Source organism: Ascidiimonas meishanensis (assembly GCF_037782385.1).
GTDB classification, from domain to species: Bacteria; Bacteroidota; Bacteroidia; order Flavobacteriales; family Flavobacteriaceae; genus Ascidiimonas; species Ascidiimonas meishanensis.
Map to the genome: position 1 here is coordinate 92,947 of NZ_JBBEXD010000007.1, position 24,984 is coordinate 117,930.

Consider the following 24,984-nt stretch of genomic DNA (forward strand, 5'->3'; position numbering starts at 1 on the left):
CTTTTAAATTTTAGCGGATACCCTGTTTTCATGACAGAAACATTAAAGGTGCCAACTTAAATCTAGGCAAATCTATTAGTTTTTTAATTTTTATTGAATAAAGAAACAGTTAGCTGTCTTATTCTTAGATCATTTCGTAGTAAATTCCAATCAATACCTGCTTCGCCAGTCCACCAACCTTGATTTCTGTTTCCAGTAACATCAGTTCCAAAAGAATCATAAAAATTCATTAAACGCCATGCAGCGGTGCCAACATATCCTATGTCATCAGGTGCTTCTTCGGGCATTGAATAAATAGTAACAGTTAGCCTCATATCGAAAGGTAAGCGTATAATAGCAGTATTTTTCCATAGCTCAAGAATCATTCTCAATATTTGATCTTCTTTTGCAACATTTTCTAAAGATGGTTTATCGTTTGAGGTGATGGTTTCTACAATCCTACCATTTACTCTGGCTTCTCGCAGGTTAATACTCCACACGATTTTACCTCGTTCTCCACTAGCACTATTTACCCACCACGCCACCATACTTCTTTTTATTTCGGTAGCACTAGGTAGCCCTTCTAAGCCAGTAGTTCCTTTTACAATGAGTAGCAGATAATCTTGAATTTCCTTTTGTGATTTACCTGAAAACCGTTGTACAAATCTATCATTGGCTTTTTTAAACTTACTGCTATCAGCCATAAAGGCATCTATTTTACTCTCCCATAGGGTTACAATGGTTTGTATCTTCATGCTATTTCCTTTGTTTTTAGCATGTGCTTTAAAATGATGAAACAGTTCCATAAAAAAAGAAGCGGACAATGGATAATTTGCTGCCAGAGACTCTAATGATTCTCCGATAACCCATCCAGATATGGTTTCGTCTAGTGAATCCAAGTCTTCGCATCTGCTTAGACCGTCTGCAAAATAACGAATCGCCCGTCTTGCTTCAATACACCATATATGGAAAGCCAATAGAAATCCAAACGCTACACAATCTCCATTAGGTGCCATTTGTGCAAAATAATTGGGTATTAAATTGATGTTAGCATCTCCATCGTCTGGGGGAAATACAACTTTTTTTTGAGGCACCGGGAATTGTACATTTGCGGCATTCGTAACATGAATAGGATCGTCTTCAAGTAATACACTTGAAGTTGTTGCAGGTAAAGCCCCAAGGTTAGTGATATAAAAAGGCAGCACCTCATGATCTCTATTTCGTGCATAGAAAACACCTACCTTCTGATTGCCGTTTGGATTTAATGATTCTAATAGCTCCTCTTGATTTTCTTTTATAATGGGTAAATGAGTATATTTTAATTGCTCAATAATACCAGCACTAAAGGTTACCTGAAATCCTTCATTGGCTACAGAGCTAGTCTTTAATTTTAAGGAACTGTTTTCTACCGCTGGTAACTGAACAATATAATTAGCTACCCAATTTACAATCCTATTTTTTTGAGTATGATGGTAGCTTGGAGAGATAGAATGTAACTTAAAATAATCGGCATTAAACATTCTTTTTACCCCTTCTGGTAGGCGACCCATTTCTGCTAATTGTGCAATATTTTGCGAAATAGTATTCATTAAGTTGAGAAGTTGCTGTTTAGCATCTTCTTCAGATTGAGGTACGCTCCCAAGAGCACTGGTTTTGGATAAGCTATACTGAAAATGCCCAGTAATAGGGTTTATTATAAAACTAGACTCTTTCTTTTTTACTTTTAAACCATTCAATAAAATTAAATGAAGGGTTTGGGAAAAGTTTTGAATTAGTTCTGGAGCAATACTCTGGTATGTGTATACTTTATAATTGTTTGTCATACCAGTATCTTATTCGCAAGGTTCGTCACAGCTACATTCACCTTGAGCACAGTCGCAATTAAGTTTAAAACAAGGAAGTCCGGTTGCATTTAAACCACCATCTTGTTGCTGTAAAATAACCAGTTTTGTAGGTAATTTTATATTCCAGCAAGCTTCAGTTTCGGGGGTTGCATTTGGATCTGTATTGATATTCTCCAGAAAATTATGAAGATTCTCGGTGAGAGGTACTTCTTCTCCGTACCACATTTTACCTGTATTTAAATAGTAGGCAAATAATTTTTCAAAACCGGGACGCACAGGCACTACAATATTACTGCTACCTGCTTTTAAGAAATGTTCAAAAAGCGGATCGTTATCTTCTAGGTTAATTAAAGTTTTCCATTTAGAATGGTTTGCCCAGAAATAGGGATGAAATTTATAAGTCATATTTTCCCACTCAAAGCACTCTTCCATAAAAGAAATATATTTTCCTACACTTGCTTGAGCAAGAGGTCTATACACCATGGGGCCATTTTTACTATCGTAGTAGGGATCATCTGGATTACTAACTATAGGCCAGGGATTTGCATAGCTAATAATACCATTGTGAAGTTTGAATTTTTGCTGACTTAAATAGTGTTGAAGCCAAGGCATGGCATAGACACGGAGAGATTCAATACACCCCTTCTTTAATTCTGTTTCTATATTCTTCCGGTTAGTTGATGGATTTTTCCCTTTAATTTGAATCCCTGCTGTGGCCTCAAGTTGACTTTTTGCATAGGTAGCCTCGTTGAGTTTATTTTGATAAGCGGCCATAATTGCATTATAGGTCTCTTTCTTCCAATTGTTATAGGCTTCTTCGGTACGTTTAAAATGAATAATAATGTTCGCACCAAATGAAAGCTCTGTATTTAGAATTAATCGGTTATCATTAGGTAATTTTATATTAGCACTAAAATAAATAGGAACAGTTTCTAGAGAGTTACTAAGCAAATAGTATTTATTGATTAAGACTAAATCATCTATATTTTTATAGACAAATTTTGTTGCTCCTACAATAATAGCAAACTCTACTTCAATATTAGGATTGTTAAACAAGGTGTTGTTATGGTCTGCTAATACATTTATGAAGCTTGGGTTATAGCCTTCAGGGATTCTGAAATCATTTTTTTCTACAAATAGCGTAGTCATTTCAGGCTTTACATTTTCGCTATAACTTTTACCTTGAGAAATATACTTCTTTGGTGGAATTTTTACATCAGCCCCATACTGTGCTGCCCATAGGTCATAATTATTTTCATTAATATCAAGAAAAGAGTTCAGCTTGTACAAAGTATCATCATCATATTGTGCAGCTACTTCACTTGGGGATAGCGGAAACTTTATTTCTTCTCCAGGATTGTTTATTTGAGTCCATTGGTAATAAGCAGAAGGTTCTATTAAATTAAATTTCACCATCATTCTCCTACCGTAGTTTACCAAACTAGCTTTGTAGATTTTATCTACCCATCTATACACGCCAACCACATTACCACTTGGGTTATCATCATTATTAATTTCATGCGTATTTTTATCCTCAAACTCTCTTATTAGGGTAGCAGTACGCGTTTCTTTAACTTTCTTTACCATTTTGTTACGCGCACGTTCGGTTACACTTTTGGCATATTCAGTTGCTTGCCTATTAGAGTTCTCAGAAGAAGTATTATAGGAAAATCCAGCATTAGCACCTATCTGCACCACTCCGTAGTTTGCACTAACATTCATGCCCGCTTCAAAACCAAGATCTGAGGTGATAATGTTTTCGGTTTCTTTTTCCATTTCAAAACGATCTGTAGTTTGTACGTCACGTTCATTCTCCTCTGTAGTTTCTGATTGGTAATAACTGGAGGTTTCAGATCTGGTAAACCTTCTGGTCTCTCTGGTTTTTTTTTCGCCTTGTAAGACATTTTCTATATGAGCCACTTCTCCAGGAACATAACATTTTGTTTCTTGCTCTACCCGCTTAAAATCTCCTATCTGAATTTCTAAAAGTTGTGAAGCATCTTGATTTTTCCACCAAGAATTATACATAGACAGAATACTTTCTTGCGCTGTAGGCTCCTTTCCTTTTTTCAGTTCAATAGTCGGTTTTTCAGGTGTATTTTCTAATTTAGGTTTGTTCTCAATTTCTACGATAGCAGATCCTACCAGTTTAATGGTTTTATAGGCTTTAACCTTTGAAAAACTCTTTTCGTATGTTTTTCTTATTTCTTCATCAAGATAGGCTATAGCTTCTGTTACACTATTTTTTTCTTTGATAAATCCTTTTTCTTTAAGAAGTGTTTTAGTGATTTCGTTTACACGTTGCCAATCCTGTTTGTTTTCCGATATCTTGTTTTTGGTCGTATCAGAAGTATATTCTTCATTTTTTGAAATAATAGCAGCTTCTAATGGTAAACTTTGTTCTAGTTCCTCTTTAGCCTGTTCAAGGTGCATCAAGCTATGTGTATTTTTCGTATTGAAGTTTTGTATGGGAGTACCATTTTGTTCTTCTCCAAGAGTGTCTAAGGTTTCTAAATTATCAATAGATAAGAGGATTACGATCGATTTAGGTAGAATAATACTGGCTCTTTCTAATCCATTAATACTTTCCTTATCTGTTTTTAACAATTCTTTGGCGATGGAAAATACGCGTATTACTTCAGTAAGTCTTTGTACCATTTCAGCATTTACTCCTTGCAGAATGTGGTAGAAGTAATTATCCCAGACTTGAGAATGCAGATTGGTATTTGCAGCTATATCTGCAATCGCTTGCCCTGTTAAATTTTCAAGTTTATTAGTTATATAAGTGCTTTTTTCAGTTTTAACATTTATAGACCAACTATAAAATTGAGAAAAACCAGTACATAGTTTTTCAAGAATATGAGGAGAATCTATCACCGTTTTAGAAGTGCCAAATTCTTTTAAAATATGGGTTAAGCTAGCTTTGGCTTCCTTTGCATTAAGACGTTCTAAGTCTTGTAGTTTTGAATATAAATTAGAACTAACCTCTTTAGTTACGTATTGGTCATAGAAAATATGATGTTGGCCAATTGTGTTTGTAGGCGTACTCGCTTGACGTACATTAACAAATCTAAATAATTCAGATTTGATGTGATCTGATTTTGTGTGAAAATTCAGTTTATCTTTCATTTCTTAAGTAAAATTTGGAATAATTAATAAGGTTGTTAGGTAGTTTACACCTTAATTATAAGGTACTATTGCAGTCAAAAATAGGAAATAGTCGCCAATTTTTAACAAGTAATTTTGCTATTAAAATTCAGTGGTTGCGCAAATAAGTAAGTGTTCTTTATGAATATTTAATGAGGTAGGTAGTAGTGCGATTTAGTAAGTATCTCTTAATTAGGTATCTTATAACTTGATTCCTTTACTAGAAATCACTTTTTTAAAACGCTAAGCGTATGATAAATTATTTTTAATTTTAATAGCATAATTCTTTAGTTTTTAAAAAACTTTAAAGTAAATAAATGCTTTTATTGTGGTAAGAAAATTTTCTTAAGGGATTATTGGATAACCTTAGCTATCTAATTTACCAGATAAACAAATAAAATTAAGATTAATAGAGTAATCCCAAAACCTATCTTCAAAGTAAACCTGGCAAGACCAAATATAAAATTCATTATTTTCTCAAATTTTGATGAAACCGATGCAATTGAATTTTGATACGCTTGCAGCTTATTAAGTCCTTGTTCATTTTTTGCTAGGTCTAGGTTTATTTTGTTTTCATCAAATTTTATCTTATCTGCTGCAAAAATTAAAAATTCCTTAGCCATACTGCCTATAAGCCCTCCAATAATGGGTATTTTATTGGCTGTTGCTTTTACAATCATAGGAATAGTAACAATATAAATAATACCTTTAAAAAGTAGATCAAGAACCTCTTTTTCGTTTTCATGAGTCATTTTATGATTAAGTTCAGTCGAGTCCTCAACGGCAGATTTCATAATATCTAATGAATAATTCATGATCTTTAACATATCTGATTTCATTCTGCCCGTAAGAAAAAGCAACCCAGCTATAAGCCCTACAGTGAGAAATATGATTAGACCAATAATTCCATATACAAAATAGTCAACATCAACTAAGTCTAGGAAAAAAAATCCGCTTGCATAAATTAATAATGAAATTAAGATGGGTTTAATAACCCACTGAATTATATATTTTGGGAAAATTATTAGGTCAACTAAATTCTCTGCAACTTCTTCGTTTCTATACTTTTTAACATCAAGACCTAGTTCACCTTTTATTTTAAGGTCTAACTTTTCAATATCTTCAGAAGTTCTTATTTTCATTGATAGATTTGTTGATTTTTTCTGAACTAAAATTGTACCTTTTATAGTTGTTACTTTTTTAAATGGAGCGATATGGTTTAAAGTTAGTATTAAAATCTATCATCATAATTTTATTAGGATTTATTTTTTAATTCACAGTAGACTTTTTCAAGTTTTTCCCAATAGTCTTTTTGCATCCATTTAAATAGTTGAAATGATACTTCAATACCCATTTTCTTTACAACATTTCTTTTTTCTAAGGAATCTACTATCGTATTGACCAGCCATTCTTCATTAAAACCTGTCCATTCCCCTGCCACACTTAATAAATTGGGTTGTAGTATGGGGAATACCTCATACTTGTTAATCTCCTTAACTTCATTAAATGAATACGGGCTTTCCAGTATAGTAGAAGCTATATATATGAAATCTGATTCTTGAAGTTCTGTATCCAAATACAATTCTGATAGTACCATCCAAATAGGTTTTCTTTCCTCAATATTTATAGTTTCTTTCATATACAAACCATATTTTAATTACTTTTTCAGTGCTTCAGGGAAAACAAAAGGATCAAAATTCCATAAAGCCGGAAGTAGAAAATACGTAAATAAGGTAACGAGTATAATAGAGATGAGGTTAAGCCAAACCCCTGTTTTCACCATATCTGGGATGCGTAAATAACCTGAACCAAATACGATCGCATTAGGCGGCGTAGCTACCGGAAGCATAAAAGCACAAGATGCGGCGGCTGTAACTCCTACCATTAATAAAAACGGGTGTGCATCAAAAATTAATGCTACAGGCACTATAACGGGTAAGAGCATAGAAGTAGTAGCAAGGTTAGAAGTAACTTCCGTGAGAAAATTAACTGCGGCAATCAATATGAATAGTAGTAATAATAAAGAGATTCCTTGTATGGAGGCTAGCTGACTCCCTATCCAGGTGGCCAGTCCGGTTTGAGAAAACCCTGAGGCAAGTGAGAGTCCGCCACCATATAATAATAAAATTCCCCAGGGAAGCTTTACGGCTTCTTCCCATTGCAAGATCTTCGCTCGTTTTTTCTGTTTTGCAGGTAGCAAAAACAATACAATTGCAAAAAAGATAGCAATTATAGAATCGTCAATGGTAGGTAAAATAGGTTTGATGAGGTAATCGCGAGACATCCAACAAATGGCGGTTAGTATAAATACGATAAGTACAGAGCGTTCTTCATACGATGTTTTACCTAGCTCCTTTAGCAAGCGCTTTATTTCAGATTTTCCACCAGGAAAGCCTTTTTGTTTGAACTTAAATGCATAGCGAGTGAGGTATAGCCAACAGATAATTAAAAGAATAATGGAAAGAGGCAATCCAAACTTCATCCATTGTAAAAAGGTGATTTCAATACCATACGAATCAGATAAAATTCCGCTTAGCACCAAGTTAGGAGGTGTGCCAATTAAAGTAGCAATACCTCCAATAGAAGCCGCATACCCAATAGCGAGCATCAATGCTTTTCCAAAAATTTGTGTTTCATTTTCTGGGGTTAGCGGATTGTCTTTTAGCTGTGCAACAATCGCCATTCCTATAGGGAGCATCATCACTGCCGTAGCTGTATTAGAAATCCACATAGATAGAAATGCGGTGGCCACCATAAACCCTAGAATGATACTTTTAACGCTGGTGCCTATTAGGTTAATGATATTTAAAGCGATACGCCTATGGAGATTCCATTTTTCAATGGCAATCGCCAAGATAAAACCACCAATAAACAGAAAAATATATTTGTGTCCGTAACCAGCGGTGGTGGTTGCTAAATCTAAAGCACCCGTTAGTGGAAAAAGTACAATAGGTAATAGAGCGGTAACCGCAATAGGCACTACTTCTAGCGTCCACCAAAGCGCAATCCACACCGTAGAAGCAAGTACCGCATTGGCACTGTTATTTAAACCTTCTGGATAAAAATAAAGACGGATATACGCAAATAACAAAGGCCCTGCGACCAGGCCAAAAGAACGTAGATTTTTTTGTGTGAGCATGGGGTGTCAATGCATTGATGGTTGCCAAGGTTAAATATAGCGATATAAAATGAACCTTGCTCAATGAAGGAGACGAGGGAATATTAAATTAGAATCTAGGGGGGATTCTCTAAATAACCTCAACTTTAAAAACTTGGGCAAATATACTTTTGAATCATATACACCCTAATTTTTTTGAGGGTTTTTCCAGTTTCTGGATGTAGCCCTATCCTGAAAACGAATTCCCTATTCAAGAAAATAGACCCGTCAATTTTTTTTAATTCCTTACCCAGTTCTTCAGAGATGGTTTTTATTTGTACCGGAAGGTATAGCAAGAGATACCATCTTAAAGAAAGCTGCAAAGGCATTTCTGGTTGTCAGGGGTCAGTGGTTGAATTATCATTAGAAGAAGCTTATAAAAAAGGTAGAAACCTTTGTGGGTGGGAGGATTAATAGATAAGTAGTGAAATGGATTTAGCGCTTTAGAATCCAAATTTCTATTTTAGTTGCAAGTTCAAGAAACAAGGCTAAAATTATGTAAAGCCTTCATTTAAATCCTTTACAAAATAATTAGACTATTATCCTTGCAGGACAATATGATGCTTTTGCAGAAGTTTTTTTCAGAAAACAGACTTTTTTAGAATATTTGGGTAAATAAATAACGAGTTAGTTATGAAAAAGTAAGATAGCGATTTCTGTTTTTAAAGCCATTAAAGAGTAATTATTTATTAATAGAAGTAACGGCATAATAACTTACGAAAAAATAATAAGAAACACTAACTTTAACCATATTAATTTTCTCACTTTTAATTGAATTAATTGTGCCCTATCGTAACAAAACTTCTAAGATAAAAGTAAATAGGAATATAGCTATTCATTTCTTTTTATGGTTTATGGTGCCGCTAGTAATTGCATTTTTTGCATGGATAAGGCGACCGGCATTTTATCTCGCAAGAACAAATTTACCTATTGAAAGCTTCTATGATGTTTTTGTAGAGAACTTTATTTTAGTGCTACTTTTAATGATTGTAGGTGCAATCTCATTTTATGGAACTTTCTATATACTTGCTCCTAAGTATTTGAAAAATAATCATAACACGGTGTTTAGGTTTGGTATATTATCATGGTTATTGTTTCCATTGGCTATAGTATCCATATATAAGATTTTTTATTTTACATTTGATTGGTTTTATTCTTTATTCATCTTTATAGCCTATACCACCTCTACCATTTTTTTAATTTTAGCCGGATTTCTGCGAAGTTATATCTATGGGCAACATATGAAGTTAGAAAAAGAACTAGTGGAAAAAGATCGATTGAAGATGCAATTAGCATTATTAAAGTCCAAGATTGATCCACATTTTTTATTTAATGTTATCAATAATATAGATGTATTAATTGAAACAAATCCTGTAAAGGGATCTGAATATCTTAAAAATTTGAGTGAATTGTTGCGTTTTACTCTTTATAGAACCGATGAAGACCTAATACTACTCACAGAAGAAATCACCTATATTGATCATTATATTGCCTTAGAAAGAATACGATCTACAAATGAGAAATTTGTGAATTTTCAAATTTCCGGGAATCCAGAGGGGCGATTTATAGCTTCTATGGTATATATTGTTTTCATTGAGAACGCAATGAAGTTTGTTGCCAGTCGTAAAACGGATAAAGCAGTTGAAATATTTCTTACTATTTATGAAGATTCAATTGTTTTTAAAGTTACCAATAGCATGGGCAATAAACTGCTTGTAGAGAATAAAGATAGTGGTAAAGGTCTTGATATGGTCAAACAGCGATTAGATTTATTGTATGGAAACCGATATGATTTGATAGTAGAAACAAATTCTGATACGTATACGGTAGTCCTTCAAATTATAGATCAATGAAAATACAATGTATTATAATAGAAGATGAGCCTCTGGCTATGGAACGTACCAGTAATTATGTAAAGAAGGTTCCTTATCTTGAATTAAAGGCCACATTCTACAATGCATTGGAGGCAATGGAATATCTTAAAACAGAAACTATTGAGTTATTGTTTTTAGATATTGAAATGGATGAAGTTTCAGGAATTGAATTGTTAGAATCTATAAAAAAACCGCCATTAGTAATTGTTACTACAGCTTATGAAAAATATGCAATTAGGGGATTTGAGTTACAGGTGGTAGATTATCTTCTTAAGCCTTTTACATTTAGCCGTTTTCTTCAAGCAGTTGAAAATGCTTCGGAAAAGATTCCACAAATAACGGAGAAGGTTTCAGATGATTTTGTTTTTTTGAAAAGCGCCTACAGAATTGAAAAAATTGCCTTAGATGAAATTCTGTTTATTGAAGGAATGCGGGATTATAGAAATGTTCAGACACTCAATAAAAAGATTTTGGTGAGTTATACTTTTGGACAGCTTGAAAATCGCCTACCTACTAATAATTTTTTGAGGGTTCATAAATCTTATATGATCAATATACAGCATATTGATTTTGTAGAACGAAATAGTGTACAGGTTAAAAATAAACGCATTCCTATTTCGGAAAGCTATAAAAAAGCCTTTTTTGAAAAAATAGATTTTATGGAGTAAATGGGTCTGTAAATCAAATTCTATAACTAAATTCTATAGCCCCAAACGAATTAGCGTTTAATGCCAATGGAGTTCTATTCGAGAATTTAACATAAAGTTTTTAACCGTAAGGCTCTATTATGTTGTAGGCTCATCCATTTCCTTTTCGCGTTCTTTGAGGCAAGAGATATCAATTTTGGTAGAGCAATATCATAGGTGAAGCCCTTTAGTCTTAGCCACTTTGGGTACTTGGTGATGAATCCCTTTACAGACTTGATACCATTAAGGCATCCCCTTTTTGCGTAGGGTTCATATAGCTTTTATTCATGATCATTTGTATTTATCAAACTAGTTTACAGGTATTTATTGATTTTTGTATTAAAGTGATCCTCCAAATCAGTCTTAGTTAAATAGAACTCTTTATTACGTTCCATAAACTTCTTTAGCTTTTTATTCTTTTTCCAAAGTAAGACGCTGCCATTTAATATGTTAGCTCCAGAGTAGACAAGCATTTGCCCTAGAAATAAGTCTCTTTCTAGAGGTTGAACTTGTATGGAAAATTGTGAAAAAGACGTGTTCTTTTCACTAAATTCCGATATCAGGTAATTCTCTGTTCTACTAATTCTACCAATTCCTTTGAAATTAGTATTGTTTACTTTAAATTTTAATTCTCCTAGTTCATTTAAAACCTCAAAAGATACAGGAATTAGGTAGTTGTTTTTATCTAAATAAAACCCGAGATAATCACCAATTAGAAAATTTACAATTTCAAGTCTATTAATTGAAATGGAGAGGTCTGAGTCTTTGTGTGGCAAAATACTTTCCACCTCCATACGTTGGGAATATAAGTAATGATGAAAAATTGGATTTATATCTTTCGATTTTACTTTTAAATCTTGTGCATCTTTATCCAGTACTTGCTCAAAAATTATTTTACCAATTACAGGACTATTATTTCTGTTAAAACCACAGTAAGCTCCTAATAGTACTGGTTTTGATTGCATATTATTACCGTAAAATAAATTCACAAAACATTCTTTATTCAAGCTTGAATTTTCTTTACTAAAATAAAAAGATAAGGCGCTCTCACCTGTTGGAACACACTTCCCAAAATAAGTATAAAAGGTTGGTTCTAAATTTCTTTCCCAATATAATATTTCCCAGGAAGCTGTTTTCATTTTATAAATGGTGAATTTAGATTTGATGTAATATTGTCTGTCTTCTACATAGTAGCCAACATAATAAAGCGCATCTATATCATTAGATGAGTCATTAAAATTACTCCCTTCTTCTTCTCGGATAGCTGCATTTATAAAAGGAGAATTAGTTATATATTGCGTATAGTTACTATAGCCAGCAGTAAGAATTAAAAGCGATAAATAATCTCTCCTTAACTTAATGTATTTGCTATTACCTCTATCAACCTCCCTTATTTTGTTATATAAATATTTCCCATTTATCCATTGACCTGTTATTTCAGTTATAAACCCTTTTAAGCTTGGACGTTTTTCATCATAATCTCCAAATCCGTAGAGTTGAAATACGGTTAATGTTTTTATTTCTATGCTATAATGTTTAGAAAAAATCGCTAAAAGCTCATTGTGAAGCCCTATTATAAGCCCATTTGACACTTGAATTCCTCTAGTATTCATATCTTAAATCAATTTAACTGTTTTTAAAAATACGCATATTCCATTTAAATTCCTGTTATAAATTAATAATATCAAAGGATTAGGAATAATGGAATTAATATTATTTAGTTTGTATACTTGCTCAACTAACGTAAAATTAAGTAAAATGAAAAAGCTATTTCTATGCATTTTTTGCATCGCAACTCTTTCGTTATCTGGGCAAACATTAAAAGATATAGGTGGTACAGTCTATGACGATGCTGGTGCCCCATTGCCTGGTGCAACTATTGTTGAAAAAGACAATCCTACCAACGGAGTTACTACAGATTTTAATGGCGAATTTATCATCACTGTAAGTGAAGGAGCCAAAGAAATAGTTGTGTCTTATTTGGGTTTTGAAACAAAGACTGTCCAAATTACGAGTGACAATCTTACTATTAGTTTAAAAGTTGAGGCCAGTCAATTAGATGGTGTTACCATTAAAGGGTTTTCCTCTGTTGCCAGTAGAGCAAGAAATAGAGCTCAAGCTATTCAGAGTCTTCCTGAGACTACTGTTGCTTTAAATGGAGCTGCCATTGAGACCAGTGGTATTGATAATATTCAATCTTTTACATCACAAATATCTAATGTAACATTTACAGAAGCACAACAACCTGGGGTGAATTTTTTGACTGTTCGTGGAATTTCTCAAATTAGAAATGCAGAATCTCCAGTTGCTGTTGTAATTGATGGTATGACATTGCCAGATGCTAGTGCAATGAATATGTCTTTATATGATATTGAATTACTGGAATTTGTTAAAGGACCACAAGGAACATTGTATGGTAAAAATGCCATCGCGGGTGCTATAAATATTGTTACAAAAGATCCAACAAATGTCAATAAAACCAAAGTAATGTTAACCGCAGGTAATGGAGGATTGTTAGGGGCTGGTTTATCGTCTTCGGGAGCATTAGTTAAGAGTAAACTATTCTATAGTATTAATGGAAGATATAGCACTTTTGATGGGTTAATTAACAATACCTTTTTAAATCAAAAAGTAGATTTCTCAAATGAATACAATGTTAGAGCAAAATTAAAATACAGATTTAATCCAAGATGGTCTGCTACTTTTGTACAAGATAATTTTAAAGTTGAAGCAGGTGGTAATTACTACGTTACCAAAACCGATATTTTTGACCCTACAATTCCTGTGCTTGCAGATGATGATTATTCTAGTGAGCCTTTTGGCGATATACTTGGAGATTCAGAATTGTCTAACTCGCTGAGTAGTTTTAAGGTAGAAGGTTCACTGGAAAAAGCAAAATTCCAGTCTGTAACCTCTTTCAATGCCACCAGACGCTATTATATTGGAGAAAACGATTATTCTCAATATGCTTTTAGTAAGGTATCTCAACAATCAGATTCAGATACATTTAGCCAAGAATTTAGATTGACATCCAATGTTAATGAAAATTCTAAATTCAATTATACAGTTGGTACGTTGTTTCAAAATAGTAAACGCTATCTAAATACATCTACCTTTCTAAATAGAACTTATTATGAAGGTGGTTTTATAGATGCCTCTGCAGAAAATGCAAACTATAGCACAGACCCATTAGTAGGAAACGATGATGATAATACCATACAGACATTAGCTGGTTTTGGTTTTGTAGACTATAAATTAACATCAAAATTTACGATATCTGCAGGAGTGCGTGTAGATTATGATAAACTAACAAATGAATCGCGTATATCCAATACCAGTATTGAAAATGATATCACCGTATGGCAACCAAAATTTTCATTGGCTTATGAATTCTCTGAAACAGTATTGGTGTATGCTAACTATGGGCGTGGCTATAGAAGTGGGGGATTTAATTCTGATGAGACTGTAAAATTTGGTAAAACTTACGAGCCTGAATTTACCAATAACTATGAGATTGGTTTAAAAACGAGTTTCCTAAATAATAGAATTATTTTCAATAATGCATTTTACCAAATTGATTTCGAGAATCAACAACAATATACCTTTATTCCATTAACTCCAGCAGTACTGGGGATCTATAATTTTGAAGAATCTGAAATTGTAGGTTTTGAATCTGAAATAAAATTTAGAGCTACCAATAATCTTGATTTCTTCGCGAGTTTAGGATTAAATGATGGTGAAATCAAAAAAGGAACTTATAACAGATTAACAAATGCTGCAGCCTTTGATTATGAAACAAATGAAGAGGTTGATGTTAGTGGAAATACCTCTCCATTTACCATAAAAAGTACGTTTCAAGTGGGAGCCAATGCTAATTTTGAATTAGCAGAAAAATCAACTTTAGGATTTCATGTCAACGTAGACAGTAGAGGAGAGCAATACTGGGATCCTTTAGAAGAATACCAACAAGAACCATATACACTGGTGAACGCCAGAGTGAATTTAAAGTTGAATAAATTCGGCCTAACCATTTGGGCGAATAACATTTTTGATACTCAATTCAATACAGAATTTTTTCCAACAGCAGAATTTGGCTTTAGCAATTTAAGATTTCCAAACACGCCAACTACGGTGGGTATAGATCTTTCTTACAACTTCTAAATACTACCAAACAATTTTCCTGGTAACATCCTTTTTTAATAAAATTGAATTAGGGAGGTTGTTTGTATAAAAAATTTAAAACCTAAAGAGAAAAATTAGAAAACATGAAAATCAATTGTAATATTATAAGATTCCACGAATGTGGAGAGCTGGACGTATTAAACATGGAAAATGTAACCATGGAAGACCCAATTAATGATGAAGTCTTATTTAAGGTAGATGCTTTTGCGCTTAACAGAGCCGATGTGTTACATTACCAAGGTTTTCATACCACCTTACCCACTTTTCCTGCACGAATTGGATCTGAAGCAACAGGTGAAGTTGTTAAGATTGGTAACAAAGTAACAGATTTCAAAGTTGGTGATAGGGTAACTTCAATACCCTTCAATACGGCAAAATATGGTGTACAAGGGGAGTATGCTCTGGTACCACAAGACTACTTGACCAAGGCTCCAGAGAATTTAACGGTGGAAGAAGCTTGTTCTATTTGGATGCAATATTCTACCGCTTATTTTGCTCTATTTCATATAGGTAACGTAAAAAAAGGCGATTATGTCTTTATTCCAGCTATCTCAAGTTCTGCCGGATATGGTTGTTTTGAATTGGTTAGAGATGCTGGAGCCGTTACCATAGGTTCTACCAGAACATCGGTTAAGAAAGAAGAACTGAAACAACTGGGTATAAATCATTTAATCATTACGAAAGAAGAAAATGTCGAAAAAAGATTGATGGAAATCACTAAAGGGGAAGGTGTAAGTTTTGTTTATGACCCTGTAGCGGGTGCTTTTTGTGACGAATACTTAGAAGCATTATCAACGGGAGCGGTTGTAATTATTTACGGATTGCTAGACCCAAACCCAACGCTTTTTCCGCTAGTACCACTAATTAGGAAAAAAGCCATAATGGATGCCTATTCCCAATTTAATCATGTAGAGGACATTGATAAGTTGAATGAATGTAAATCCTATGTTTTAGATAGAATTGAAAAAGGTGCGTTAAAACCAATCGTGAGTAAAGTTTTTGATTTTAAAGATTACAAAAAAGCATATGAATATATGCTGTCCAACCAACAAGTAGGAAAAATTGTAGTTAGAATAAATAAATAATTAAGAGTTATGAGAGTCGCAACAGATATTGGTGGAACGTTTACAGACCTTGTTTTTTTCGATTACGATCGCGAAACCAAAGCCGTTAGAAAGGTTGAAGTATCCAAATCGAGTACAACACCGGGCGAATTCGAAAAAGGCATTTTAAATACTATTCAAAAAATAGATTTAGATTTAAATACCATCGATTTTTTTGCACACGGTACAACAGTTGTCATTAACGCTATTACAGAAAGGAAAGGCTCTAAAACGGCTTTAATCACTACCGAAGGCTTTAGAGATGTACTAGAAATCGCCAGAGGTACACGTCCTGATTTGTATAACTTCAACTTTAAAAAAGAAGAACCGTTTGTGGAGCGCTATCTAAGACAAGAGGTAAAAGAACGTATCAATTATCTAGGCGAAATCATTACCCCTCTTGAAGAGTCATCGGTTGATAAACATATTACAGAGTTTATAAAAGAAGGCGTAGAAGCCATTGCCATTTGCTTTTTACACGGGTATAAAAATCCTGTTCATGAGAAACAATTGGCAAGGTATATACGTGAAAAATATCCAGAATTTGAAGTGATTACCTCACATGAGGTTACTAGAGAGTGGCGTGAATATGAGCGTACAAGTTCTACCGTATTATCTGCATATGTAAAACCTATTGCGACAAAATATTTGAATAATTTAACCCATAACTTGCAAAAATTAGGGTATAAAAATAACCTGTACATAATGCAATCTAATGGAGGCATTACCACGGTTGAAGATGTGAAGGCAAACCCAATTACCTTAATTGAATCGGGTCCTGCAAGTGGCATGCTAGGAGGTGTGGTATTGGGTAGAACTATTGGTAAAGAAAATTTATTGGTATTGGATATTGGAGGAACTACCGCAAAATGCTCGTTAATTGAAAACGGCATCCCAAAAATAGTAACTACTTATAATATCGAAAAAACAAAAACGCAAGCTGGTTTCCCAATACTTACACCTGTAATAGATATAGTAGAAATTGGAAACGGTGGCGGAAGTATTGCTTGGTTGGACGATGGTAGTAAAATGCGAGTAGGCCCAAAAAGTGCCGCAGCAAATCCCGGGCCTTCGTCTTATGGAAAAGGCGGTATGCATTTTACAACGACTGATGCCAATGTGGTATGCAATAGAATTCATAAGGATTACTTTTTAGGCGGTGAATTAAAACCGGATTTTGATAGTATAAAGAATGCAGCAAAACCATTGTGCGACGAATTAGGCATGTCGATGGAAGAAGTAGCACGCGGTGTTATTAGAGTGGCTAATTCCAATATGGTCAATGCTTTGAAGAGTGTGTCTGTAAATAAAGGCTATGACCCAAGAGATTTTTCTTTAGTGGTTATTGGCGGCGGCGGACCAATGCACGGTGCATATTTGGGCGAAGAACTTCAAATGCCAGAAATTATTGTCCCCTTAAATGCGGGTGTGTTTTCTGCCTTCGGAATGTTGATGTCCGATTTACGAAGAGATTACATTCGTACCGATGTCATGGACTTGAATGAAGAACGATTTTCAATTTTAAAAGACGTCTTTCAAGAAATGAAAAACGAAGCTATAAAGGCTTACGAACGTGATGCTTACCAAAAAGAAGATATCAAATTTGAGTACTATTTAGACCTACGTTATCACGGTCAAGAACATTCTGTAAAATTGAAGTTATCAGATTTAGACCATCTAAAAATGGATGAAATAGAACGTAATTTTCATCAGCTGCACAAAAAGCGCTATGCCTTTAGTTTGGCAGATACCAATATTGAAATTGTAAACTATCATTTGGTGGCGGAAGTTATTGTAAATAAGCCCGTTATTGGTAAAGTGGAAGCGAAAGGCTATACGGTTGAAGATGCTTTAATAGCGACTGAAAACGTCGATTTTGATGTCGCAGGCATTTATAAAAGTCGTTTTTTCGATAGAGATAAATTAGACCCAGGCATGAAAATGGCAGGTCCTGCCATTATTGTAGAACAATCTACCTCTACCGTTGTGCCACCAAAACATCAATTTAAAATTGATGACTATGCAAACATCATCATTAGTAAAATAAATTAATTATGAGTTTAAATAAATTTACATCAGATATTATTCAGGATTCATTAATTTCTATTGGTGAAGCCATGTTTGAAACGATTCAGCGCACTAGTATGAGTCCTATTATCTATGAAGCATTGGATTATGCGGTTGGAATCACAGACGGAGAAGGGCGATTGCTAGCGCAAGGGAACGGAGTAATAACGTTTTTAGCCGCTATGAGCCTTGTAGTTGAAGATACCTTAAAACTATTTGGAGAGGGCAACCCATTGAAAGAAGGTGATGTTGTTATTGCCAACACGCCGTATGCTGGAGGAGGAACGCACCTCTCAGATATTGCCATAATTACGCCCATATTTTATAAAGGAGAACGTGTAGCTTTTACCGTAAATAAAGCGCACTGGACGGATATTGGTGGAACAAATCCGGGTTCGGTATCCACAGTTTCAACTGAAATTTATCAAGAAGGCATGCATTTTCCGTTCATCAAAATAAAAGAAGAAGGAAAGCTTAATGGTGCAGTTATTAAAATGATAGAAGCCAATGTTAGATTGCCTAAAAGTACCTTGGGCGATTTATATTCTGGTATTGCCGCCAATGATGTGGGTGCGGAGCGCATCTTAAGACTCATCGATAAATACGGTTTGGAAGCTTACAAACAAGCGGCTGAAGAATTTATGGACTATGGCGAACGCATCAGTTTAAAAGAATTGCAAAAAATTCCGAATGGGATTTATGAAAATATCGGATATATCGAAAATGATGGTTTTGGTAACGGCCCTTTTCCTATAAAATTAAAAATCACCATCTCTGATGAGAACATGACCTGTGATTTTACAGGCTCTCACGAACAATTAAAAGGCCCGTTAAATTTATCGAGAACAGGTTTGGAAACGGCTGTAAGAGCAGCATTTAAAGCTATCACAACACCAACACTTCCTGCAAATAATGGTTCTTTTAAACATGTAAAATTAGTTTGCCCGGAAAACACTGTAGTGAGTGCTAACTCCCCTGCGCCAATATCTGTTTATTATGAAGTATTCTTGGCAGCAATAGATTTATTATTAAAAACACTAGGTCCTGTAGTACCTGATAAGTTGCCTGCGGGTCACTTTAGGTCGGTATGTGTAACTTATATTTCAGGAGTTCACCCTATAACCAATGAGTTTTATGTACAAGCCGAACCGCTTTCCGGAGGCTGGGGAGCCTGTGCGTTCCATGACGGCAACCGCGGACAATTTTCCTACGCACACGGAGAATCTTACAATATACCAGCAGAAACAAGAGAACGAAAATACGGTGTTGTCGTAGAAGAGTACGCGTTTCATAACGAAGGTGGCGGCTATGGGGAATTTCAAGGCGGAAATGGTCAATATCTAACTTTTAAAATATTATCTGAAGAGGCTTTCTTAACTGGAGCTTTTCTAGGATATTCTATACCCACTTGGGGTCTTAATGAAGGAAAAGAAGGAAGCTACAATTACTTTACAGTAATTAGAACAGACGGCACCCAAGAAACCTATAATGTGGTAACAAACGTGAAGCTGAATAAAGGCGATAGGGTGAAATTGGTAACTGCCACAGGAGGCGGTTATGGTAATCCTAAAAACAGACCTTTAGTGAAAATTAAAAATGATATTAAAAATGGGTTCATTACCAAAGAGCAGGCCGTTGCACATTATCCTAAAATGGCTGAGGCATAATTAAAACTTATTGGTATGGAAGTTATAAAATTCAGCTACCCAGAAAATGAGGAGTATCTAAAATATATCATTCAAAAACAAGAAAAGGGTGTGGCCGTAGATTGCGGTTCGGTGGTTTTGAAAAAAGGGCAACTACTCCCATTTAAAACCTTAGAAACTCATGAAATAAGTTTTTTGGTTTCTGGAAAATTAAGGGTGTTGACTAAAGATGGTAATGAGAAAATAATGAATCCTGGGGATTTAATTTATCTTAATAAGGATGAGATACGAGAAACGATAACCTTAGAAGATAGCAAGATTCTTTTCTTTTTATTCAAAGCAATCTAAAACATATTTTTCAAACCGAGTTTCAAATTATATAAGATGAAAGACACACCTATCAGTTTTCAAAAAAATACTGATTATGCATCAGTAGTGATACCAGAAAATGCAAGACAGCCATGGTATGTGCCAGCATTCATTTTTGGCGGATTAGAGTTTTGTATTCCTGTTTTATTAATTGGGGGAATTCTAATTGGGAACTTCAGTCTTTTAGAAATAATTGGAATACTACTGGTAGGGCTTGTTTTTTTTCAATGGATTGGAAATGCAATACAGGGATATATCGGCGCAAAAACAGGCCTAACATCGTCGGCATTGGCGGCATTGAGCTTTGGAAAAGGGCAATCGCGTATTATAGTAGGGATTGTTATCTTGGCTCTAACGCTGGGTTGGTGGGCCATACAGACTTCTGTTGCTGCAGATGCTTTTAGCGCTTTAGTGGGTATTAATAAAGATGAAAATTTCTTTTTATATGTGTTGAGTACCGCAGGTATTGGTATTCTTTTTGCCATTCCCTCTATATTAGGTTATGCCTCAATTAAATGGGTAGATTATGTAGCCATTCCAGCAGGACTGTTACTGGTTACCGTTGCCCTCTATTTATCCATAAATAACATGGGTTGGGAGAAAATGGCCCAATGGAATCCCGAAGGCAGTATGTCTTTTATAGAAGCTATTAATTTAGTGATTAGCATTAACGTGGCGCAATGGTTAATTGCGCCAGATTATACAAGATTTGCTAAGCCCACATGGAGAGCTAATATTTTAATTCCATTGGGGATTATCATCGTAGGTTTCCCACTATTTTTAGTTGGTGGCATTATGTCTATGGGTACGGGTAATTCAGATATCGTACAGGTAATGCAAGAGCTAGGCTTTCCTGCCTGGGGATTCGTGGTACTTTGGGTTGCCACATGGACGAGTCAATTGGTAAGTAACTATACCGGAGGTTTAGTACTATGCAATATGTTTAATCTACAAAATGCCAAAAGCAGGAAAAAAATGACCTTGTTATTTGCCATTATAGGAATTATACTGGCCTTGTTGGGAATCATGGAGCAGTTTGTTAATTTCTTATATACCCTAGCAGTAGTAGTTCCGGTAATAGCAGGTGTTATCATGGCACATTTCTTTTTTATTAGTAAAACGCAGGTCTCTACAGTAAAATCTTGGAATTGGTTGGCAACAATAAGTATTCTTGTGGGTATAATAGTAGGATACCTAACACAGTATCAATATCCAGTAGGATTCCCGGCGGTACAATCTTTAATCGTATCGGGGACATTATATATAGTATTAAATAATTCATTCAATAAAGGATAAGTGGAAAAAATATTTGATAACACTAAAGTGGCTTTAGCTCTAAAATCAGACGCAGAATTGAATAGAGCTCATTTTCTATTTGAAATAATAAAAAAAGCGCCACTTGTAAAAATTGGAGCAGCAGTGACCAATTTTGCGTTAAAAGTGAAACTACCCGTTGAAAAATTAATCCGCGCTACGGTTTTTGACCATTTCTGTGGCGGTATTAATGAAGAGGATTGTGAGGAAGTTATCAAAAAAATGCATAGCAAGAATGTACATACTGTTTTAGATTATTCAGTTGAAGGCAAAGAAGAAAATGTACAATTTGATTACGCGGTACAAAAAGTAATAAAAACTCTAAATTTTGCTAAAGAAGATGTAGCCATTCCTTTTGTTGTTTTCAAGCCAACTGGTTTCGGGAGATTTAAAATTTATCAAAAACTTACCGAAGGAAAAACTTTAAATGACGATGAGCTTAATGAATGGCAAATTATTAAAAGTCGTTTTAATAAGGTTTGCAGTAAAGCCTTAGAATATAAAATTCCTATTCTCATTGATGCCGAAGAAAGTTGGATGCAAGATGCCGCAGATTCACTCATTGAAGAAATGATGGAAAAGTATAATAAAGATTGCGTTATCATTTTTAACACGCTACAAGCCTATCGCTGGGACAGATTAGAGTATTTAAAAAGTTTACATCAAAGAGCAAAATCCAAAGGATATAAAATTGGAATGAAATTGGTGAGAGGAGCCTACATGGAAAAAGAGCGAGAAAGAGCATTAAATCACAAGTATAAAGATCCCATCTGTAAAGACAAAAATACTACCGATGCCTTGTATAACGAGGTTTTAAATTATATGTTAGATAATTTAGAAAGCATGGAAGTTTTCGCAGGAACACATAATGAAGAAAGTTGCTATTTACTTATGGATATAATGAAGAGAAAAGAACTTTCTGAAAATGATAAAAGAATTTGGTTCGGTCAGTTGTATGGCATGAGTGATAATATCAGCTATAATTTAGCGGTACAAGGATATAACGTTGCAAAATATCTTCCCTTTGGTCCTGTTAAAGATGTGATGCCTTATTTAATAAGACGAGCAGAAGAAAATACCTCCGTTGTTGGCCAGACTTCAAGAGAGCTTTTTTTGATAAAAAAGGAAATGAAAAGGAGAAAACTAGTAAAGCTAGTTTAAATGATTTATAACAGTAAGACTTTAGTATTTGGGAGTACTATTTATTTGTGTGAAGCAGTAAAGCGATGCACAATAAAATTTTTGATATAAACCCAGTTTTAAACTTGCTGGTAATATATTATTAGCTCAAATCTGGCATTCTCTTAGAAATATAGATTTTGAATTTTGCTTGATATTTTTTAATACAAAGGAGTATACTTTAGTACCTTTTCGTCGATTTCAGAATATTTTAAAAAAATATCACTTTAATTAGATGCTTAAACTTCAATATTAAATAAAGGATTCTAAGTTCCAGAATAGATCAATTAATGAAACTACGAAAACAAGACCACCAACAGAACTTAAAAAAAATGTTTTTCTATCTTTTGAATTTACTCTATTAAACAGCCATTTTTTGGTATTTAAATTGTGGTGTTACCAATAAAAAAGGAATAAATAAAGCCTACATAAGTACCCAACTTTAATTAATGCATTAGCGAAAACCCTGGTCAATAGCTAGTGCCAATTGCCGTATCCTCGATTTCGATATGTTTTATTATCGCTTCATCTTTTGGACCGTAAGGAATTACATTAAGAATATGTTCAATTGCCTCAATTCTAGCCGCTGTTTTTTTATTTGCCTTGATAATAGTCCAAGGTGCAATTTCGGTATTGGTATGTTCAAACATTTTACATTTATAAGCTGTATAAACGTCCCATAATTTTAAAGCATTTTGATCTACCTTACTGAACTTCCATTTTTTTATCGGGTTTGATTTAATCGCTTCAAATCGCATAGCTTGTTCTTCTTTGGTAATAGAAAAATAAAGTTTTATAAGTCGTATACCCGATTGAATGATCATTCGTTCAAAGTCATTGACCTGCTCCATGAATATGTTGTACTTTTCTTGCGTACAAAAATTGTTTACAGGTTCTACCACCGCTCTGTTGTACCAACTTCTGTCGAAGAAAACAATATTTCCTTCCCTTGGTAATTGATTAATGTAACGTTGAAAATACCACTGTCCCTCTTCTTCTGCGGAGGGCTTGGGCAAGGCAACTACCTTGAATTCCCTTGGGTTCAAATGTTGCGTAATCCTTCTAATAGCGCCTCCTTTACCGGCGGCATCTCGTCCCTCAAAAAGCACTACAACTTTCTCATTGTTTTCCGTTACCCAATTCTGAAGCTTTATAAGCTCTTCTTGAAGATTCTTAATTCGAGCTTCATAAGCAAGATTGCGAAGCACTTTGGTTTTGCTAATACCATCGTTCAATAAAAATTGTTTCAATGCTTTTTTAGAGTTCAATAGTTTTAGGTCTTTTTTGCTTAATGAATGCATCTTAAATGTCAATTTGTTTTACCAAGCGATGGTATCGTTGTATAATATTTGGGTCTGGTAATAGAATATCACTAGAATTCCCTTTTCCTTCGTAATCGTATTTGGAGAGAACATGTCGCATACTCTCCAATCGTGCTTCTTTTTTATTATTCGTCTTGACGATAATCCAAGGACTAAAGTTGGTGTGGGTCTTACTGAACATTTGTTCTTTGTAAAAGGTATACCGATCCCATAATTTTTGTCCTTCTTGATCTACAGGACTGAATTTCCATCTCTTTAAAGGGTTTTCAAGTCGTGAATTAAATCGTTTTACCTGCTCGTCTTTTGAAATGGAGAACCAGAATTTGACTATTTCAATACCATCCTCATAGAGCATATGCTCAAATTCAGGCACTTGTACCATGAATTTCTTGTATTCTACATCGTTACAGAACCCCATTACAGGCTCTACAACAGCACGATTGTACCAACTTCTATCAAAAAAAACAATCTCCCCAGGGTTGGGCAATTCCTTGATATATCGTCTAAAATACCATTGTCCTTTTTCAACTTCAGTAGGTTTCGTAAGTGCAACTACACGCATTGAACGTGGATTCAGGTGCTCGGTAAAACGCCTAATAGAACTTCCTTTTCCTGCTGCATCACGACCCTCGAAAATGATACAAACCCTTTTTTTCGTCTCTGCTACCCAACGCTGAAAGTCTACAAACTCTGCTTGAAGAGCTAACAATTCTTTTTCATATTGAACGGCCTCCAACAAATCTATTACTTCTTCTTTACTTTTCTTTGCTTTGATAAGTGTAATAAATTCTTTTTTATTATTTGTTTTTTTAAAATCTTTGGCTGTTAGCATATACTTGGGTTTATCTTATCAAAGATCTTTTTTTTTATCATTTTAAAAGATGACATTGGTCATTTTTAGATCTTAAACTTCTGTACAGTAACCTTAACCTGAGATTCCTAACTATTTTAATGCTATCCTCATGTATAGCTGCGTTATATATAGCTGTTATGGCTCTCATAATTGGACTTATGCTATTCGGTTTTTTGACTTTTTCTATTTGAAATGATTAAAAAGGAACCATTTAATGATGGAGAAAGTTGGAAGTGAGATGCAGTAGATTCGCACCTTGAAG

17 protein-coding genes are annotated in these 24,984 nt (G+C 34.4%); 9 read left to right on the top strand and 8 right to left on the bottom strand.

The window, feature by feature from the left end; all coding sequences use genetic code 11:
• Positions 1-83: 83 nt before the first annotated feature.
• The 5 genes from WBG07_RS13905 to WBG07_RS13925 form a co-directional block, all read right to left on the bottom strand.
• The gene (locus tag WBG07_RS13905; protein WP_340202127.1) at positions 84-1,802 is read right to left on the bottom strand and encodes a hypothetical protein; all 1,719 of its coding nucleotides are present in this window, start codon (positions 1,800-1,802) and stop codon (positions 84-86) included.
• A gap of 9 nt (positions 1,803-1,811) precedes the next feature.
• The gene (locus WBG07_RS13910; RefSeq protein ID WP_340202128.1) at positions 1,812-4,952 is read right to left on the bottom strand and encodes a hypothetical protein; all 3,141 of its coding nucleotides are present in this window, start codon (positions 4,950-4,952) and stop codon (positions 1,812-1,814) included.
• Positions 4,953-5,344: 392 nt separating this feature from the next.
• Positions 5,345-6,112: a hypothetical protein gene (locus WBG07_RS13915; protein WP_340202129.1), complete on the bottom strand. Its 768-nt coding sequence runs from the start codon at positions 6,110-6,112 to the stop codon at positions 5,345-5,347.
• Between the two features lie 113 nt (positions 6,113-6,225).
• A complete protein-coding gene (locus WBG07_RS13920; protein WP_340202130.1) occupies positions 6,226-6,609 on the bottom strand; it encodes a DUF7079 family protein in 384 nt (127 codons plus the stop codon).
• Positions 6,610-6,627: 18 nt separating this feature from the next.
• A complete protein-coding gene (locus WBG07_RS13925; RefSeq protein WP_340202131.1) occupies positions 6,628-8,109 on the bottom strand; it encodes an SLC13 family permease in 1,482 nt (493 codons plus the stop codon).
• 800 nt (positions 8,110-8,909) lie between these two features.
• Here WBG07_RS13925 and WBG07_RS13930 point away from each other — a divergent pair.
• Both WBG07_RS13930 and WBG07_RS13935 read left to right on the top strand, forming a co-directional pair.
• Complete coding sequence (locus tag WBG07_RS13930) at positions 8,910-9,980, top strand: sensor histidine kinase (protein WP_340202132.1); 1,071 nt, start codon at positions 8,910-8,912, stop codon at positions 9,978-9,980.
• The gene (locus WBG07_RS13935; protein WP_340202133.1) at positions 9,977-10,669 is read left to right on the top strand and encodes a LytR/AlgR family response regulator transcription factor; all 693 of its coding nucleotides are present in this window, start codon (positions 9,977-9,979) and stop codon (positions 10,667-10,669) included. Before WBG07_RS13930 ends, WBG07_RS13935 begins: the two co-directional genes overlap by 4 nt.
• 332 nt (positions 10,670-11,001) lie before the next feature.
• Here the strand turns inward: WBG07_RS13935 and WBG07_RS13940 are convergent, their stop codons facing one another.
• Complete coding sequence (locus WBG07_RS13940; protein ID WP_340202134.1) at positions 11,002-12,300, bottom strand: hypothetical protein; 1,299 nt, start codon at positions 12,298-12,300, stop codon at positions 11,002-11,004.
• Positions 12,301-12,445: 145 nt separating this feature from the next.
• Between WBG07_RS13940 and WBG07_RS13945 the strand changes: the two genes are divergently transcribed.
• The 7 genes from WBG07_RS13945 (at position 12,446) to WBG07_RS13975 (ending at position 22,529) form a co-directional block, all read left to right on the top strand.
• Positions 12,446-14,848, top strand: a complete 2,403-nt coding sequence (locus tag WBG07_RS13945; protein ID WP_340202135.1) for a TonB-dependent receptor — start codon at positions 12,446-12,448, stop codon at positions 14,846-14,848.
• Positions 14,849-14,952: 104 nt separating this feature from the next.
• Positions 14,953-15,954 (top strand): zinc-dependent alcohol dehydrogenase family protein, encoded by a 1,002-nt coding sequence (locus WBG07_RS13950; RefSeq protein ID WP_340202136.1) that lies wholly within the window; start codon positions 14,953-14,955, stop codon positions 15,952-15,954.
• 9 nt (positions 15,955-15,963) lie between these two features.
• Complete coding sequence (locus WBG07_RS13955) at positions 15,964-18,024, top strand: hydantoinase/oxoprolinase family protein (RefSeq protein ID WP_340202137.1); 2,061 nt, start codon at positions 15,964-15,966, stop codon at positions 18,022-18,024.
• A gap of 2 nt (positions 18,025-18,026) precedes the next feature.
• Complete coding sequence (locus WBG07_RS13960; protein WP_340202138.1) at positions 18,027-19,706, top strand: hydantoinase B/oxoprolinase family protein; 1,680 nt, start codon at positions 18,027-18,029, stop codon at positions 19,704-19,706.
• Between the two features lie 15 nt (positions 19,707-19,721).
• The gene (locus WBG07_RS13965) at positions 19,722-20,033 is read left to right on the top strand and encodes a cupin domain-containing protein (RefSeq protein ID WP_340202139.1); all 312 of its coding nucleotides are present in this window, start codon (positions 19,722-19,724) and stop codon (positions 20,031-20,033) included.
• A gap of 36 nt (positions 20,034-20,069) precedes the next feature.
• Positions 20,070-21,350: a cytosine permease gene (locus WBG07_RS13970; RefSeq protein ID WP_340202140.1), complete on the top strand. Its 1,281-nt coding sequence runs from the start codon at positions 20,070-20,072 to the stop codon at positions 21,348-21,350.
• Entirely contained in the window at positions 21,351-22,529 is a 1,179-nt protein-coding gene (locus WBG07_RS13975) for a proline dehydrogenase family protein (RefSeq protein ID WP_340202141.1), read from the top strand.
• A 488-nt stretch (positions 22,530-23,017) separates the two neighbouring features.
• On the opposite strand, the gene ppk2 (WBG07_RS13980) is transcribed toward WBG07_RS13975, so the two are convergent.
• Together ppk2 (WBG07_RS13980) and ppk2 (WBG07_RS13985) are read right to left on the bottom strand one after the other, a co-directional pair.
• Positions 23,018-23,848: a polyphosphate kinase 2 gene (gene ppk2 / locus WBG07_RS13980; RefSeq protein WP_340202142.1), complete on the bottom strand. Its 831-nt coding sequence runs from the start codon at positions 23,846-23,848 to the stop codon at positions 23,018-23,020.
• 1 nt (position 23,849) lies between these two features.
• Positions 23,850-24,701 (bottom strand): polyphosphate kinase 2, encoded by an 852-nt coding sequence (gene ppk2 / locus WBG07_RS13985; RefSeq protein ID WP_340202143.1) that lies wholly within the window; start codon positions 24,699-24,701, stop codon positions 23,850-23,852.
• Positions 24,702-24,984 lie beyond the last annotated feature (283 nt).

Bases quoted from the DNA above. Each gene is read 5' to 3' on its own strand.
- WBG07_RS13905 (WP_340202127.1), bottom strand. From the start codon at position 1,802: ATGACAAACAATTATAAAGTATACACATACCAGAGTATTGCTCCAGAA.
- WBG07_RS13910 (WP_340202128.1), bottom strand. From the start codon at position 4,952: ATGAAAGATAAACTGAATTTTCACACAAAATCAGATCACATCAAATCT.
- WBG07_RS13915 (WP_340202129.1), bottom strand. From the start codon at position 6,112: ATGAAAATAAGAACTTCTGAAGATATTGAAAAGTTAGACCTTAAAATA.
- WBG07_RS13920 (WP_340202130.1), bottom strand. From the start codon at position 6,609: ATGAAAGAAACTATAAATATTGAGGAAAGAAAACCTATTTGGATGGTA.
- WBG07_RS13925 (WP_340202131.1), bottom strand. From the start codon at position 8,109: ATGCTCACACAAAAAAATCTACGTTCTTTTGGCCTGGTCGCAGGGCCT.
- WBG07_RS13935 (WP_340202133.1), top strand. From the start codon at position 9,977: ATGAAAATACAATGTATTATAATAGAAGATGAGCCTCTGGCTATGGAA.
- WBG07_RS13940 (WP_340202134.1), bottom strand. From the start codon at position 12,300: ATGAATACTAGAGGAATTCAAGTGTCAAATGGGCTTATAATAGGGCTT.
- WBG07_RS13945 (WP_340202135.1), top strand. From the start codon at position 12,446: ATGAAAAAGCTATTTCTATGCATTTTTTGCATCGCAACTCTTTCGTTA.
- WBG07_RS13950 (WP_340202136.1), top strand. From the start codon at position 14,953: ATGAAAATCAATTGTAATATTATAAGATTCCACGAATGTGGAGAGCTG.
- WBG07_RS13955 (WP_340202137.1), top strand. From the start codon at position 15,964: ATGAGAGTCGCAACAGATATTGGTGGAACGTTTACAGACCTTGTTTTT.
- WBG07_RS13960 (WP_340202138.1), top strand. From the start codon at position 18,027: ATGAGTTTAAATAAATTTACATCAGATATTATTCAGGATTCATTAATT.
- WBG07_RS13965 (WP_340202139.1), top strand. From the start codon at position 19,722: ATGGAAGTTATAAAATTCAGCTACCCAGAAAATGAGGAGTATCTAAAA.
- WBG07_RS13970 (WP_340202140.1), top strand. From the start codon at position 20,070: ATGAAAGACACACCTATCAGTTTTCAAAAAAATACTGATTATGCATCA.
- ppk2 (WP_340202142.1), bottom strand. From the start codon at position 23,848: ATGCATTCATTAAGCAAAAAAGACCTAAAACTATTGAACTCTAAAAAA.
- ppk2 (WP_340202143.1), bottom strand. From the start codon at position 24,701: ATGCTAACAGCCAAAGATTTTAAAAAAACAAATAATAAAAAAGAATTT.